Source organism: Bradyrhizobium sp. SRL28 (assembly GCF_018596315.1).
Lineage (GTDB): Bacteria > Pseudomonadota > Alphaproteobacteria > Rhizobiales > Xanthobacteraceae > Bradyrhizobium.
Window position 1 is genome coordinate 16,172 of sequence record NZ_JAHEAG010000017.1, and the last position, 16,109, is coordinate 32,280.

A 16,109-nucleotide genomic window follows, 5' to 3' on the forward strand; every position below is an offset into this window, starting at 1 on the left:
CGGGGTTAGCCCCTCGAATCTCCACTATTCCGCCCCATATCGGAGCGGCAGCAGGAAAACGCGGTAGGCGGTGGGGACGGCAGGGTTCCTGGCGTAAGCCGTTGGGAGACAGTCAGATTTCGGGCTTTTTCAGTCCGTGAAGCGGCAACTTGAGACGGGCGGGTGCAGTCATGCGCCCCGCGCGTCGTTTTGCGTTTTGAAGGTCTAAAGTGCGGGTTCAGGACTTAATTCCTGAAATTCAGCTTTGTTCCTTTGAGCGATTCGAAATTCAACCCGAGGGCGATGGCAGTCGCGCTTCGGAAGGTTCGCCCACAAGGGCGACGAAAATGAGAGGCCACGATGGCGCAGCAGACATTCACCGGTCGCAAACGCGTTCGCAAGTTCTTTGGACACATCAAGGAAGTCGCCGAGATGCCGAACCTCATCGAGGTTCAGAAGGCGTCCTACGACCAGTTTCTGATGGTCGAGGAACCCCAGGGCGGCCGGTTGGACGAGGGACTGCAGGCGGTGTTCCGCTCGGTGTTCCCGATTTCGGATTTCTCGGGCACCTCGATGCTGGAATTCGTCCGCTACGAATTCGAGCCGCCGAAGTATGACGTCGACGAGTGCCGCCAGCGCGGCATGACCTATGCTGCGCCGCTGAAGGTGACGCTGCGCCTGATCGTGTTCGATATCGACGAGGAAACCGGCGCCAAGTCGGTGAAGGACATCAAGGAGCAGGACGTCTACATGGGCGATATCCCGCTCATGACCATGAACGGCACCTTCGTCGTCAACGGCACCGAGCGCGTCATCGTCTCCCAGATGCACCGTTCGCCCGGTGTGTTCTTCGACCACGACAAGGGCAAGACCCACTCGTCCGGCAAGCTGCTGTTTGCCGCGCGCGTGATTCCGTATCGCGGTTCTTGGCTCGACATCGAGTTCGACGCCAAGGACATCGTGTTCGCGCGCATCGACCGCCGCCGCAAGATTCCCGTGACCTCGCTGATGTACGCGCTCGGTCTCGACGGCGAGACGATCCTGTCCACCTTCTACAAGAAGATCAATTTCAAGCGCGCCAAGGAAGGCTGGCGCGTGCCGTTCGACGCCGCTCGTTTCCGCGGCTACTCGACCATCAACGACCTGATCGACGCCGATACCGGCAAGGTCGTGCTCGAGGCCGGCAAGAAGCTGACGGTGCGCGCGGCGCGCCAGTTGCAGGAAAAGGGCCTCAAGGCGCTGCGTCTGTCGGACGAAGAACTGGTCGGCAACTATCTCGCCGAAGATCTCGTCAATCCGAAGACCGGTGAAATCTACGCCGAAGCCGGCGAGGAACTCACCGAGAAGTCGCTGAAGGCGCTCAACGAGCAGGGCTACAAGGAGCTGCCGCTGCTCGACATCGACCACGTCAATGTCGGCGCCTACATCCGCAACACGCTGCACGCCGACAAGAACATGACGCGTGAAGACGCGCTGTTCGACATCTACCGCGTGATGCGTCCGGGCGAGCCGCCGACGATCGATTCGGCCCAGACCATGTTCCAGTCGCTGTTCTTCGACAGCGAGCGCTATGACCTGTCCGCGGTCGGCCGCGTCAAGATGAACATGCGCCTCGAACTCGACGCGCCCGATACCCATCGCACGCTGCGCAAGGAAGACATCCTGGCCGTCATCAAGACGCTGGTCGACCTGCGCGACGGCAAGGGCGAGATCGACGACATCGACCATCTCGGTAACCGCCGCGTGCGTTCGGTCGGCGAGCTGATGGAGAACCAGTACCGCATCGGCCTCTTGCGCATGGAGCGCGCGATCAAGGAGCGCATGTCCAGTGTCGACATCGACACCGTGATGCCGCAGGACCTGATCAACGCCAAGCCGGCGGCCGCCGCGGTGCGCGAATTCTTCGGCTCCTCGCAGCTGTCGCAGTTCATGGACCAGACCAACCCGCTGTCGGAAATCACCCACAAGCGTCGTCTCTCGGCGCTTGGACCGGGCGGTCTGACCCGCGAGCGCGCCGGCTTCGAAGTGCGCGACGTGCATCCGACGCATTACGGCCGCATCTGCCCGATCGAAACGCCGGAAGGTCCGAACATCGGCCTGATCAACTCGCTGGCGACGTTCGCGCGCGTCAACAAGTACGGCTTCGTCGAAACGCCCTATCGCAAGGTGAAGGACGGCCGCGTCACCGACGAGGTCGTGTACCTCTCGGCGATGGAGGAGGGCCGTTATCGCGTGGCGCAAGCCAACGTGCCGCTCGACGCCAAGGGCCGCTTCACCGAAGACCTGATCGTCTGCCGTCACGCCGGCGAAGTGCTCCCGATCACGCCCGACAAGGTCGACTATATGGACGTGTCGCCGAAGCAGCTGGTTTCGGTTGCCGCGGCGCTGATCCCGTTCCTCGAGAACGACGACGCCAACCGCGCGCTGATGGGCTCGAACATGCAGCGCCAGGCAGTGCCGCTGGTTCGTGCCGAGGCGCCGTTCGTCGGCACCGGCATGGAAGGCGTGGTTGCCCGTGACTCGGGTGCGGCGATCGCCGCGCGTCGTTCAGGCGTGATCGACCAGATCGACGCCACCCGCGTCGTTATCCGCGCCACCGAAGATCTCGATCCCACCAAGTCGGGCGTCGATATCTACCGGCTGATGAAGTACCAGCGCTCCAACCAGTCGACCTGCATCAACCAGCGTCCGCTGGTGAAGGTCGGCGACATCGTCAGGAAGGGCGACATCATCGCCGACGGTCCCTCGACCGATCTCGGCGAACTCGCGCTCGGCCGTAACGTGCTGGTCGCGTTCATGCCGTGGAATGGCTACAACTTCGAAGACTCGATCCTGCTCTCCGAGCGGATCGTGAAGGACGACGTCTTCACCTCGATCCACATCGAGGAGTTCGAGGTGATGGCCCGCGATACCAAGCTCGGACCTGAGGAAATCACCCGCGACATTCCGAACGTTTCGGAAGAAGCGCTGAAGAACCTCGACGAAGCCGGCATCGTCTATATCGGCGCCGAAGTCCGCGCCGGCGACATCCTGGTCGGCAAGATCACGCCAAAGGGCGAAAGCCCGATGACGCCGGAAGAAAAGCTGCTGCGCGCCATCTTCGGCGAAAAGGCTTCCGACGTCCGCGATACCTCGCTCCGCGTGCCCCCGGGCGTGCAGGGCACGATCGTGGAAGTGCGCGTGTTCAACCGTCACGGCGTTGACAAGGACGAGCGTGCGCTGGCGATCGAGCGGGAAGAGATCGAACGTCTGGCCAAGGACCGCGACGACGAACAGGCGATCCTCGACCGCAACGTCTACGGCCGCCTCGCGGAGCTCCTGGAAAACCGCCAGGGCATCGCGGGTCCCAAGGGCTTCAAGAAGGACACCAAGATCACGCGCGCCGTGCTCGAGGAGTATCCGAAGTCGCAGTGGTGGATGTTTGCTTCGCCGAACGACAAGCTGATGAGCGAAATCGAGGCGATGCGGAAGCAGTACGACGAATCGAAGAAGGGCCTTGAACAGCGCTTCCTCGACAAGGTCGAAAAGCTGCAGCGTGGCGACGAATTGCCGCCCGGCGTGATGAAGATGGTCAAGGTCTTCGTCGCGGTGAAGCGCAAGATTCAGCCCGGCGACAAGATGGCCGGCCGTCACGGCAACAAGGGTGTGGTGTCCAAGATCGTTCCGATCGAGGACATGCCGTTCCTCGAGGACGGCACCCATGCCGACATCGTGCTCAATCCGCTCGGTGTGCCCTCGCGCATGAACGTCGGCCAGATTCTGGAGACGCATCTCGGCTGGGCCTGCGCAGGCCTCGGCAAGCGCATCGGCCAGACCATCGACAGCTATTATCAGAAGCAGGACCTCAAGCCGCTGCGCGAGACCCTGAAGAAGATCTATGGCGACGATGAGACCATCAAGACGCTGAACGACAACGAGCTGATGGAGCTTGGCAAGAACCTGAGCCACGGCGTGCCGATTGCGACGCCGGTGTTCGACGGCGCCAAGGAAGCCGACATCGAGGAGATGCTGAAGCTCGCGGGCTTCGACGCCTCCGGCCAGTCGACCGTCTATGACGGCCGTACCGGCGACGCCTTCGACCGCAAGGTGACGGTGGGCTACATCTACATGCTCAAGCTGCACCATCTGGTCGACGACAAGATCCACGCGCGTTCGATCGGACCGTACTCGCTCGTTACCCAGCAGCCGCTGGGCGGCAAGGCGCAGTTCGGCGGGCAGCGTTTCGGCGAAATGGAGGTGTGGGCGCTGGAAGCTTACGGCGCGGCCTACACGCTGCAGGAAATGCTGACCGTGAAGTCGGACGACGTCGCCGGCCGTACCAAGGTGTACGAGGCGATCGTTCGCGGCGACGACACGTTCGAGGCGGGTATTCCGGAATCGTTCAACGTGCTGGTCAAGGAAATGCGCTCGCTCGGCCTCAACGTCGACCTGCACAATTCCAAGGTCGGACCGGCGCCGACGTCCGAGGCGGCCGAGTAACGGCAAAGATTCCATGTCCGGCCCAAAGCGCGAAGACAACTTCGCAAGAGGGCCGGACATTCGCGCTCCGCTCGGACGTTGAGCGGGCGCGGGCCAAAGAAGAATTTCGAATTTGCTGCCGGTGACGATCGGCACGCGAGGAGAAGACGATGAACCAAGAAATTATGAATCTCTTCAATCCGACGACCCCGGCCCAGGTCTTCGACCAGATCCGGATCTCGATTGCGTCCCCGGAGAAGATTCTGTCCTGGTCCTACGGCGAGATCAAAAAGCCGGAGACCATCAACTACCGGACCTTCAAGCCGGAGCGCGACGGCCTGTTCTGCGCCCGCATCTTCGGGCCGATCAAGGATTACGAGTGCTTGTGCGGCAAGTACAAGCGGATGAAGTACAAGGGCATCATCTGCGAAAAGTGCTCGGTCGAAGTGACGCTGTCCCGCGTCCGGCGCGAGCGCATGGGCCACATCGAGCTGGCCGCGCCCGTTGCGCACATCTGGTTCCTGAAGTCGCTGCCGTCCCGCATCGGCCTTCTGCTCGACATGACGCTGAAGGATCTCGAGCGGATTCTGTACTTCGAATATTACGTCGTGCTGGAGCCGGGCCTGACCGCGCTCAAGGACCGTCAGTTGCTCTCGGAAGACGAGTACCTGAAGGCGCAGGACGAATACGGCCAGGATTCGTTCACCGCCATGATCGGCGCCGAAGCGATCCGCGAGCTGTTGAAGGGGCTTGAGCTCGAAAAGCTCGAGCAGTCCCTGCGCGCGGAGATGCACGAGACCGAATCCGACATCAAGCACAAGAAGCTTGCCAAGCGGCTGAAGATCGTCGAGGCGTTCCGCTATTCCGGCAACAAGCCGGAGTGGATGATCCTGACCGTGGTGCCGGTGATTCCGCCGGACCTGCGTCCGCTGGTGCCGCTCGACGGCGGCCGCTTTGCGACGTCGGACCTCAACGACCTCTACCGCCGCGTCATCAACCGCAACAACCGCCTGAAGCGGCTGATGGAACTGCGCGCGCCCGACATCATCATCCGCAACGAAAAGCGCATGCTGCAGGAGGCGGTCGACGCACTGTTCGACAACGGCCGCCGCGGCCGTGTCATCACCGGCGCCAACAAGCGTCCGCTGAAGTCGCTGGCCGACATGCTCAAGGGCAAGCAGGGCCGCTTCCGGCAGAACCTGCTCGGCAAGCGCGTCGACTATTCGGGCCGTTCCGTGATCGTGGTCGGTCCCGAACTGCGGCTGCATCAGTGCGGTCTGCCGAAGAAGATGGCGCTCGAACTGTTCAAGCCGTTCATCTATTCGCGGCTCGACGCCAAGGGTCTGTCCACCACCGTGAAGCAGGCGAAGAAGCTCGTCGAGAAGGAGCGTCCCGAGGTTTGGGATATCCTGGACGAGGTGATCCGCGAGCATCCGGTGCTGCTCAACCGCGCGCCGACGCTGCATCGTCTCGGCATTCAGGCGTTTGAGCCGGTGCTGATCGAGGGCAAGGCGATCCAGCTGCATCCGCTGGTTTGCGCGGCGTTCAACGCCGACTTCGACGGCGACCAGATGGCCGTGCACGTTCCGCTGTCGCTGGAAGCGCAGTTGGAAGCGCGCGTCCTGATGATGTCGACCAACAACATCCTGCACCCGGCGAACGGCCAGCCGATCATCGTGCCGTCGCAGGACATCGTGCTCGGCCTCTATTACGTGTCGATCATGCGCGAAGGCCTGCCCGGCGAGGGCAAGATCTTCGGCGACATGGCCGAACTCGAGCACGCGCTGCATTCGAAGGTCATCCACCTCCACACCAAGATCAAGTACCGGTGGGAGGGCATCGACGAGAGCGGCAAGATCACCAAGCGCTGGATCGAAACCACCGCGGGCCGCGTCATGCTCGGCACTTTGCTGCCGAAGAACCAGAAGATCTCGTACGACATCATCAACAAGCTGATGACCAAGCGCGAAATCTCCGGCGTGATCGACCAGGTCTACCGTCACTGCGGTCAGAAGGAGACGGTGATCTTCTGCGACCGCATCATGGCGCTCGGCTTCTACAACGCGTTCAAGGCCGGCATCTCGTTCGGCAAGGACGACATGGTGGTGCCGCACTCAAAGTGGAAGATCGTCGACACCACCCGTACGCTGGCGAAGGATTTCGAGCAGCAGTACAATGACGGCCTGATCACCCATGGCGAGAAGTACAACAAGGTGGTCGACGCCTGGTCGAAGGCGACCGAAGAAATCGCCAAGGAGATGATGAAGGAAATCTCTTCGACCAAGAAGACGGCGAAGGGCGCCGACGCCGACATCAACTCGATCTACATGATGGCGCATTCGGGCGCGCGCGGTTCGCCGGCCCAGATGCGTCAGCTTGCCGGTATGCGCGGCCTGATGGCGAAGCCGTCGGGTGAAATCATCGAGACGCCGATCATTTCCAACTTCAAGGAAGGTCTGTCGGTGCTCGAATACTTCAACTCGACCCACGGCGCCCGCAAGGGCCTCGCGGACACCGCGTTGAAGACCGCGAACTCCGGTTACCTGACCCGCCGTCTGGTCGACGTGGCGCAGGACTGCATCATCACGCAGGACGATTGCGGCACCAAGCTCGGCATCAAGATGCGCGCCATCGTCGATGCCGGCACCGTCGTCGCTTCGCTGGCGTCGCGTATCCTCGGCCGCACCACGGGCGAGGACCTGCGCGATCCCGCGACCAACAAGGTCGTGGTCAAGCGCGGCACGCTGATGGAAGAGACGCATGTCGACGCCATCCAGCAGGCCGGCATTCAGGAAGTGAAGATCCGTTCGGCCCTGACCTGCGAACTCGTCAACGGCATCTGCGGCAAGTGCTACGGCCGCGACCTCGCCCGCGGCACGCCGGTCAACCACGGTGAAGCGGTCGGCGTCATCGCCGCCCAGTCGATCGGTGAACCCGGCACGCAGCTGACGATGCGCACGTTCCACATCGGCGGCGCGGCGCAGATCAACGAGCAGTCGTTCGTCGAGTCGAATTTCGAAGGCAAGGTCACCATCAAGAACAAGGCCATCGCGAGGAACAGCGAAGGTCATCTGGTCGCGATGGTCCGCAACATGGTCGTTGCGATCACCGATGCCGACGGAACCGAGCGTGCGACCCACCGCATTCAGTACGGCGCGCGCATGCACGTCGACGAAGGCGATATGGTCAAGCGCGGCCAGCGCATCGCGGAATGGGACCCGTACAGCCGTCCGGTGCTCACCGAAGTCGAAGGCACCATCGGGTTCGAGGACCTGGTCGAGGGGCAGTCGATCTCGGAAACGCTCGACGAATCCACCGGTATCGCCAAGCGCGTCGTCATCGACTGGCGCGCGTCGCGCGGCGGGGCGGACCTGCGGCCCGCGATCGTGGTCAAGGGCAAGGACGGCAAGGTGCTGAAGCTCGCACGTGGCGGCGATGCCCGCTACATGCTGTCGGTCGACGGCATTCTGTCGGTAGACATCGGTGCCAAGGTCAAGGCCGGCGACATCCTGGCGCGTATCTCAACGGAAAGCGCCAAGACCCGTGACATCACCGGCGGTCTGCCGCGGGTGGCCGAACTGTTCGAGGCCCGCAAGCCAAAGGACGCGGCGATCATCGCGGAAATCGCGGGCACGATCCGCTTCGGCCGCGACTACAAGAACAAGCGCCGCATCTCGATCGAGCCGATGGACAAGACCGAGGAGCCGCGCGAGTACCTGATCCCGAAGGGCAAGCACATCCATCTGCAGGACGGCGACATTGTCGAAAAGGGCGATTTCATCGTCGAAGGCAATCCGGCGCCGCACGACATCCTGGCGATCAAGGGCATCGAGGAACTCGCTGCCTATCTGGTCAACGAAATCCAGGAAGTCTACCGGTTGCAGGGCGTGCTCATCAACGACAAGCACATCGAGGTGATTGTCCGTCAGATGCTGCAGAAGGTCGAGGTCACCGACCAGGGCGACACCGACATGATCTCGGGCGAGCAGGTCGACAAGATCGAGTTCGACGCGCTCAACGTGAAGGCCAAGGAAGAGGGCAAGAAGCCCGCCACGGGAACGCCGGTTCTGCTCGGCATCACCAAGGCGAGCCTGCAGACCCGCTCGTTCTTCTCGGCGGCCTCGTTCCAGGAGACCACCCGCGTGCTCACCGAAGCCGCCGTCAACGGCAAGGTGGACCCGCTGGAAGGCCTCAAGGAGAACGTCATTGTCGGCCGGTTGATCCCGGCGGGCACCGGCGCCTCGATGGCCAAGATCCGCGAAGTCGCGGTCAAGCGCGACAAGCTGATTCTCGACGAGCGCGAGAAGCAGACCGCGATCGTGCCGACCGCTCCGGAAGCGGAGCCGCTGGCTCTGCCGCCGGCGGAGTAAGGGTTCCATTCCGATCAACAAAAAAGCCGGCTGCGAAGCCGGCTTTTTCTTTTTTCGAACGGGAATCTGGCGCTTCACCCGGACGGGTGACGCCTGCTATCAAGTCAGGGAATGATGTCGCGCCACAACGGTAATATCAGTTGGCTGATTTCGAATCCTTGATCGACCGCATCTACGAGGCGGGGCTCGTTCCTTCCCTTTGGCCAGCGCTGCTTGGCGAACTCGGTGCGGCGGTCGGCGGCAACGGCGGCTTTCTGTTCGGCGTGCGGGATGGATACACAAGCGCGGTCAATTCTCTCGAATATGACCAGCTCATGCCTATTTTCATGAAAGACGGATGGAGCGAGCGCGATCCGAATCTGCCGCGCGCCATCGCCCTGAACCGTGCGGGCTTCGTCACTGATTATGATCTCCTCTCGGAGGAGGAGATTGCGACCAACGAAGTCTATTGCAACTTTTACCGCAAACACGGCATTGGCTATCGGGCCGGAACGATCATTCCGATGCCGAGCGGCGATTCAATCGCAATCGTGATTCCGCGGCATCAGGATCACGGCCCGGTGCCGCAAGAGGTCGTCAATCTCCTGGATGGACTGCGGCCGCATCTGGCCCGGGCCTCCCTTGCAGCAAACCGCCTTGGCTTCGAGCGCGCACTTGCTCAGGTCGACGCATTGCAGGCGCTGGGTCTGCCGGGCGCGGTGCTGCGCGGGCCCGGCCGGGTGTTCGCGGCGAACGGCTTGTTCGATGCGCTGATGCCTTCGCTGTTTCAGGATCGCGCCCAGCGCGTGACGATGACGGACGTTGCGGCGGATGCGCTGCTCGCCGAAGCGCTCGGCACTCTGCCTGTTGCCGGTAGCCGGACCGTGAAATCCATACCGGTCGCGGCGACGGTCGGTCATGTGCCGATGGTGCTGCATGTCATCCCCGTACGCGGTTCCGCGCGCGATATCTTCACGCATGCCACCGCGCTCTTGGTGGTGACGCCGGTCGATCGCGCCGCGGTGCCGACCGCGGAGGTCCTGCAAGGTCTGTTCGACCTGACGCCGGCGGAAGCACGCGTGGCGCGGGGCATCAGCCAGGCCGAAACCATCGATGCACTTGCCGGCGCGACGGGCGTCAATCGGGAGACGGTGCGCAGCCAGCTCAAGGCCGTGCTGTCCAAGACCGGCCTGTCTCGCCAGCAGGAGCTGGTCAGCCTGCTCGCCGGCAAGGCGTTCCGTAACAGTTAGACAACCAAACCTACGGTTTACGAGGGCGGAACGCTGGGTCCCTGCGGGCGGAATAGGGCTTCCGCAAGAATACGGTGCGAAGACAAAAGGCCGGCACAAGCCGGCCATTTTGCTGCTTTCTTTCGTTGCTGCGTTGCGAGGACCCGCTTTGTTCATCTTCCCTTCAGGGTGAAAAGCGCTTTTGCTAGTGTGGATTAGACCGGCTGCTTCCCGAAGGCAGGGGGGCCGGGAGGGCGACGGAAAAGACATGTTGGATCTTGCAATCGTAGGCGGCGGCCCGGGCGGGCTGATGAGTGCCTGGTATTTGAAGAAAAAGCTCGGCGATCTCTGCCGCGTTACGATCTACGAGGCGTCCGACCGCGTCGGAGGCAAGATCGTCTCGCGCAAATTCGATTCCGCGCCGGCGATGTACGAGGCAGGCGTCGCCGAAATCTACGATTATTCGATGACCGGCCCGGATCCGCTGCGGGAACTGATCCAGCATTTCGGCCTGCAGACGATACCGATGGACGCCGAGCAGGTGCACCTCGACGGCGAGCTGCTCAACGACGTGCCGGGCATGCGCCGCAGGTATGGTGAGAAGACCGCGGCTGCGATCGAGGCGTTCCGCAAGCGCTGTTCCGACATGGTGTCGCCGATCGAATATTACGAGGGCGTCGGCGCCCACGACAATGAGCACCCCTGGGCCTACATGACCTGCGAGGAAGTGCTCGACGAGGAGGTCGACGATCCCACCGCCAAGCGCTTCTTCAAGGTAATGGCCCGCTCCGATATCGCGACCGAAGCCCACAACACCAACGGGCTGAACGCGCTGAAGAACTTCGTGATGGATGTCGAGGGCTATATCGGCCTGTACTCGATCCAGAACGGCAACGAGCAGTTGGTCGAGTGCCTTCGCTCGGAAGTCGATGCTGATATCCAGCTCAACCATCGCGTGCTCAAGGTCGGCAAGACCGACTCTGGCCGCTACCAGCTCAATATGATGAACGGGAAGGGGCCGGAGACGCGGGATTTCGATCTGGTGCTGATGTGCCTGCCACATTCCTGGCTCGCCACCATGCGCTGGGATGGCGAAGAACTGCGCAAGTCGATGGTCAAGCACGTCTCTTATTTCGACCGTCCGGCGCATTACCTGAGGGTTTCGATCCTGTTCGACGAGCCGTTCTGGGGCGAGAAGATCCCCGGCGCCTGGTTCATGTCGGAGGCGTTCGGCGGCTGCTGCGTCTACAACGAGGGCGCCCGCCACGACGTCGGCAAGCACGGCGTGCTCAACTGGCTGATCGCCGGCTCGGACGCGCTGGCGTTTGCCAATCTCAGCGACCAGGAACTGATCGACGCCGCGCTCAAGTCGCTGCCGGCTTCGTTCGGCAACGCGCGCGATCATTTCTTGGAAGGCAAGATCCACCGCTGGCTGTCTTCAGTCAATGCGCTGCCGGGCGGCCTGCCGGTGCGTGACGTCATGACCAACCACCGGCCGGATCCGAAGCAGCATCCGGGGATCGTCGTGGTCGGCGACTATCTGTTCGATTCGACGCTGAACGGTCTGCTCGACTCCTCCGACGCCGCCACCGATATCATTCTGACCGAGATGATGCGGCTGCGCCGCGCCCGTGCGCAACAGGGTGAGGTATCGTCCGACAAGATCGACCGCAGCTATTTCGAGAATTACCGTGGCATCGGGCCCTACAGCGAAGTCTGGAGCCGGTTTACCGATCCGGCCTATCTGACGGACCTGATCAAGATCGTCTGGAACAGGGCCAGGGGCTACAAGCTGCTCGTCGCCGGCTCCGCCAGCGGTGAACTGGTCGGTGCGCTGCGCGAGCGCGGCATCGATGCCTGGGGTATCGAAAACAACAAGGCGATCCACGCCAAAACGCCGAAGGCGCTGAAAAAGTACAACAAGCTCGGCTCCATCGCCGACATGCCGTTCAAGGACGACGAATTCGATTTCGTGTTCGAGACGAGCCTGTGTCATGTCGCCGAAAAGCAGGTCCCGCGGGCGGTGCGCGAACTCAACCGCGTCGTGAAGACCGGGCTGGTGTTCGGGTCGGTGACGTCGGACATGGCTCCCGCACTGATCGACCGTTACGACCTGTTGCGTGGCGTGAAGAAGCTCGGCACCTGGTGGGAATGGTCTGAATTGTTCTTCGGCAACGGATTCGACCTCTCGATGCACCGCCGCGACTGCACCGACGCGGTGTGGGCGGCGACATTGGCTGCCAACAAGGGGCCGGGGCAGTGGTACGCCGACGCCGACAGCCTGCGCTATTCGTTCTTTGACAAGGTCGAATCGGACGATTGAGGTCCGACCGGTTGTAATGAGGCGTGACCGGCTCCGATGAATCAGGGCCGGTCGCGCCAAATGTTTGCCGAATTCATCCCGATCGCATAGAATCCTAGGCGGTAGCGCTCGCCGCTGCCGCGTTCGATTTGCGGTCATGCCGGCCGTGCAGCATCGGTTGGTTTCATGGCGCCCAAGCCTCCTTCCTCGGATGATCAGAATCCCGCGCCAGCGGACGATCCTGAGCTGACGAAGAAGCGCGTGCTGGAGGCTGTCGCGCCGCTTTCCGGCGGCAAGGCGACCGGCGCGCCCCCCGACGATGCCAAGGACGACAAAAAGGACGAGATCGAGCTTGACGACGATGATGATGACGAGGACCTCGTCGTCTTCACCGCCAAGGAAGCCGCCGGCGCGATGGCGACCATCTACGGCTTCGTCAGGCCGTATCTGGGCAATTACAGGAAGCTGCTCGCCTTCGTGACCTTCGGCGTTCTCGTTGAGACGCTGTTCAACGTCATCATGCCGCTCAGCCTGAAATTCCTGATCGACGACGCGCTCGGCGAAGAGGACTTTCAGGCGCTCTACAAGATCCTCGGCGTGCTCGCGGTCGCCGGCATCATCACCTCGATTATCGCGGTCTGGTATGAGCGCTGGGATGCGCGGCTGGCGGCGGGCATCATTGCCGATGTGCGGAGCCGGCTGTTCGAACACGTCCAGAACCTGCCGGCGTCGTATTTCGCCCGCACCAAGCGCGGTGAGATTCTCTCGCGCTTCTCGATCGACCTTGCGGCCTTCGAAAACTCGGTCAAAACCTTCGCCAACAGCGCAGCGCTGCCGTTCCTGGAACTGATCGCCGGCATCATTCTGATGCTGTTTTTGAACTGGCAGCTCGCGGCGGTCGCCCTGCTGGTATTCCCGATCACCCTGATCGGGCCGCGGATTCTGACGCCGAAGGCGGTGCAGGCGAATTACGAGCAGAAGCTCAACGAAGCGGCGCTGCTCGGCACGGTGCAGGAAAACGTGGCGGCGCAGGCGGTGATCAAGGCGTTCAGCCTGCAGCGCCGCACGTTCGGCTGGTTCACCATGCGCAATCAGGATGTGCGCATCAAGACCGCATCGGCTGTCTTCCTTTCCACGATGGTGGAGCGCACCGTCACCATCTCGGTATTGCTGCTGCACCTCGTGGTGCTGGCGATCGGCGCGTATCTCGCCACCAAGGGCCAGATCACCATCGGCACCTTCGTCACCTTCGAGAGCGCGTTCTGGGAGGTGTCCTACAACATCGCCCATCTGATGCATTTCATTCCGGTGTCGATCCAGTCGGCGGCGGCGGTGCGGCATATGCAGGAGCTGCTCGATGAGCCGACGCGCGGCGCCGATCGTCCGGGCGCGCCCGATTTACCGCGCATCACCAACGACATCACCTTCGACCGCGTCACCTTCGCCTACGAAGGCAGCGAGACGCCGGTGCTCGACAATTTCACCCTCAAGCTAGGCGTCGGCAAGCGTATCGCGATCGTCGGTCCCAGCGGCTCGGGCAAGAGCACGCTGCTCAACCTGATCCTGCGCCTTTACACGCCGGACGAGGGGAGGGTGGCCATCGACGGCGTCGACATCCGCCGTGTGACCCGCGAATCCCTGCGCAGCGGCATGGCGGTCGTGTTCCAGGAGAACATGCTGTTCAACATGTCGCTCCGGGAAAACATCCGGCTTGGCAAGGAAGGCGCCAGCGACGAGGAGGTCGAGGAAGCGGCGCGCAAGGCCGAGATCCACAGCTACATCATGAGCCTGCCGCAGAAATACGACACGCCGGTCGGCGAGCGTGGCGACACGCTGTCGGGTGGGCAGCGCCAGCGCATCGCGATCGCGCGCGCGATCATCCGCAATCCCTCGCTGCTGCTACTCGATGAGGCGACGTCGGCGCTCGACCAGACCACGGAAGCCGCGATCAACCGCACGCTTCTCAACGTTGCAGAGGGGCGCACCATGATCTGGTCGACCCACCGCCTGACGTCGGTGGTCGAGATGGACGAGATCATCGTGATTTCAGGCGGCAAGGCGATCGAGCGCGGCTCGCATGCGCAGTTGCTCGCGGCCAACGGCGTCTATCGCAAGCTCTGGGACGATCAGGGCCGCACGCTGCACAACGCTGCCGGTCAGGCCGACGACGACAATGAAGACGACGATGATGAGGAGGATGACGACGAGGAGTGAGCGCTGTGGTTTGACCCCGCGCTGATCCCGTTTCGTATCCGCCGCAAGCAGCCTTCGCCGAACCACGCCAGGAAGCGCGCCCAGCGCTGCGCACGCCAGTATAGCCCGTTCTCGATCGTGACCTTGCGGAAGCTGACGGCTTTTGCCATCGACCATGCGTCGCAAGCCTGCTTGACCGGATCGTCGTAAAAGGAAGCGATTTTGTCCGCATCCATGCCCTCGGTCGCAAGCCAGGCGGGGATATGGACGTTGCAGAGTTGGGCTACGTCGGTGAACACCTTGTCGGTGCCGGTGCCGGTAACCGGGCAGGTGGCCGCAAAGGCGTCGCCGACCAGAACGACGCCGGGTTGGCGATGGCCGGTTGAGACATAGAGATCGGCAGGCCTGATCTTGACGTCGCCGGCAACGCCGTATTCGCCGGTGATCCGGCGCAGCCTGGGCAGCGCGGCATTCATGGTCTCGACCGGCCTGCGCCGCATCTCGCGCAGCCAGGGATCGTCGACCTCGCGGTAGACGAAAAGGTTGGCCCGCATCCGGTTTCCGACAGGGAACAGCGTTACATAGGCGACGCGCTCCTTGGCTCGTTCCGAAAAATAGGTAAGGGCAGGGAATTCGAAGGCCGGGCGGCCGACCGGCACCATGTCAAATCCGATCGAGATGGAATGGCTGACGCTAAGGACCTGGCGCTCGATGCCGAGATTGCGCCGCAGCCCGACACTCAGTCCATTGGCCAGCACCACCAGGCGCGCCGAGATGGTTTCGCCGTCGGACAGCGTGAGTTTCTGCCGTTCCGCGCTGGTCGAGACATCGGTCACCTTGGCGTAGATGATCTCGGCGGGGGCTACGATTTCCGCCCGGACCGCGCCGATCAGTGCGTCGTACATGATGCCGTATTGGCGGCTTGGCTTCTTGTCGAGGAGGTAGCCGAATCGTGCGATCCAGTTTTCGCCGTCATGGGTGGCCGAGCGAAGTACCGAATCGGCGATTCTGGTTCGGTAGAAGCGGCCGAGCTGCTCGTCGCCGCTGATTTTTTCGACGCGGAAATCGAACGGATAGACCTGGTGCGGGTCGATCAGGATCGTCGGAATTCCCGCCCGCCCGAGCATGGCGGCCGCGGTCGAGCCGGCAAGGCCGCCGCCAATGATCGCAATGTCGGTGTATTTCATGTGGAATCTCAGCCGGGGTGCGACACTTTTGCACCCGGAAAGGCAAATAAAGGCTTAGCTGGGTTGCGCTCAGCCGGGGAATTATGTTTCTGATTGTATTTACCCGGGTATAATTAGTGAGCGAGTTGGCGACTCAAACCCCTAGGGCGAGGGGTGGAGATGCCATTTCGGACTTCCCGAATTCGCAGGAAGCACTGAATCCGCAGACGCCATAGGCGTTTCCAGCGTTCTCGTTTCGCTTGACTTAACTATCCACCGCTTATAGAAGACGGCCACTTAACGACAGGCGGTGAGCAACGCCAGCGTCGGAACGGAACACCCTTTCAAATCCTTACGGAAGTTTCCTAAAGGACCGGGACGGGCACCAACCTCGACGAATGCCGCTCAAACGCTGTCGATCATATAGCTAGGC

6 protein-coding genes are annotated in these 16,109 nt (G+C 62.3%); 5 read left to right on the top strand and 1 reads right to left on the bottom strand.

The window, feature by feature from the left end; translation table 11 throughout:
- Positions 1-339 precede the first annotated feature (339 nt).
- The 5 genes from rpoB (at position 340) to KIP88_RS27040 (ending at position 14,531) form a co-directional block, all read left to right on the top strand.
- Complete coding sequence (rpoB, locus tag KIP88_RS27020) at positions 340-4,458, top strand: DNA-directed RNA polymerase subunit beta (protein WP_214491125.1); 4,119 nt, start codon at positions 340-342, stop codon at positions 4,456-4,458.
- A 149-nt stretch (positions 4,459-4,607) separates the two neighbouring features.
- Complete coding sequence (rpoC, locus tag KIP88_RS27025) at positions 4,608-8,807, top strand: DNA-directed RNA polymerase subunit beta' (RefSeq protein WP_214491126.1); 4,200 nt, start codon at positions 4,608-4,610, stop codon at positions 8,805-8,807.
- Between the two features lie 140 nt (positions 8,808-8,947).
- Positions 8,948-10,036, top strand: coding sequence for a helix-turn-helix transcriptional regulator (locus KIP88_RS27030; RefSeq protein WP_214491127.1), 1,089 nt, complete (start codon positions 8,948-8,950; stop codon positions 10,034-10,036).
- A 247-nt stretch (positions 10,037-10,283) separates the two neighbouring features.
- Positions 10,284-12,338 (top strand): FAD-dependent oxidoreductase, encoded by a 2,055-nt coding sequence (locus KIP88_RS27035; protein ID WP_214491128.1) that lies wholly within the window; start codon positions 10,284-10,286, stop codon positions 12,336-12,338.
- Between the two features lie 165 nt (positions 12,339-12,503).
- Entirely contained in the window at positions 12,504-14,531 is a 2,028-nt protein-coding gene (locus KIP88_RS27040; RefSeq protein ID WP_214491129.1) for an ABC transporter ATP-binding protein, read from the top strand.
- Here the strand turns inward: KIP88_RS27040 and KIP88_RS27045 are convergent.
- Entirely contained in the window at positions 14,474-15,697 is a 1,224-nt protein-coding gene (locus KIP88_RS27045) for an NAD(P)/FAD-dependent oxidoreductase (protein WP_214491130.1), read from the bottom strand. The genes KIP88_RS27040 and KIP88_RS27045 overlap by 58 nt on opposite strands.
- Positions 15,698-16,109 lie beyond the last annotated feature (412 nt).

Excerpts from the sequence above, each read along its gene's own strand:
- rpoB (WP_214491125.1), top strand. The coding sequence starts at position 340 with ATGGCGCAGCAGACATTCACCGGTCGCAAACGCGTTCGCAAGTTCTTT.
- rpoC (WP_214491126.1), top strand. The coding sequence starts at position 4,608 with ATGAACCAAGAAATTATGAATCTCTTCAATCCGACGACCCCGGCCCAG.
- KIP88_RS27035 (WP_214491128.1), top strand. The coding sequence starts at position 10,284 with ATGTTGGATCTTGCAATCGTAGGCGGCGGCCCGGGCGGGCTGATGAGT.
- KIP88_RS27040 (WP_214491129.1), top strand. The coding sequence starts at position 12,504 with ATGGCGCCCAAGCCTCCTTCCTCGGATGATCAGAATCCCGCGCCAGCG.
- KIP88_RS27045 (WP_214491130.1), bottom strand. The coding sequence starts at position 15,697 with ATGAAATACACCGACATTGCGATCATTGGCGGCGGCCTTGCCGGCTCG.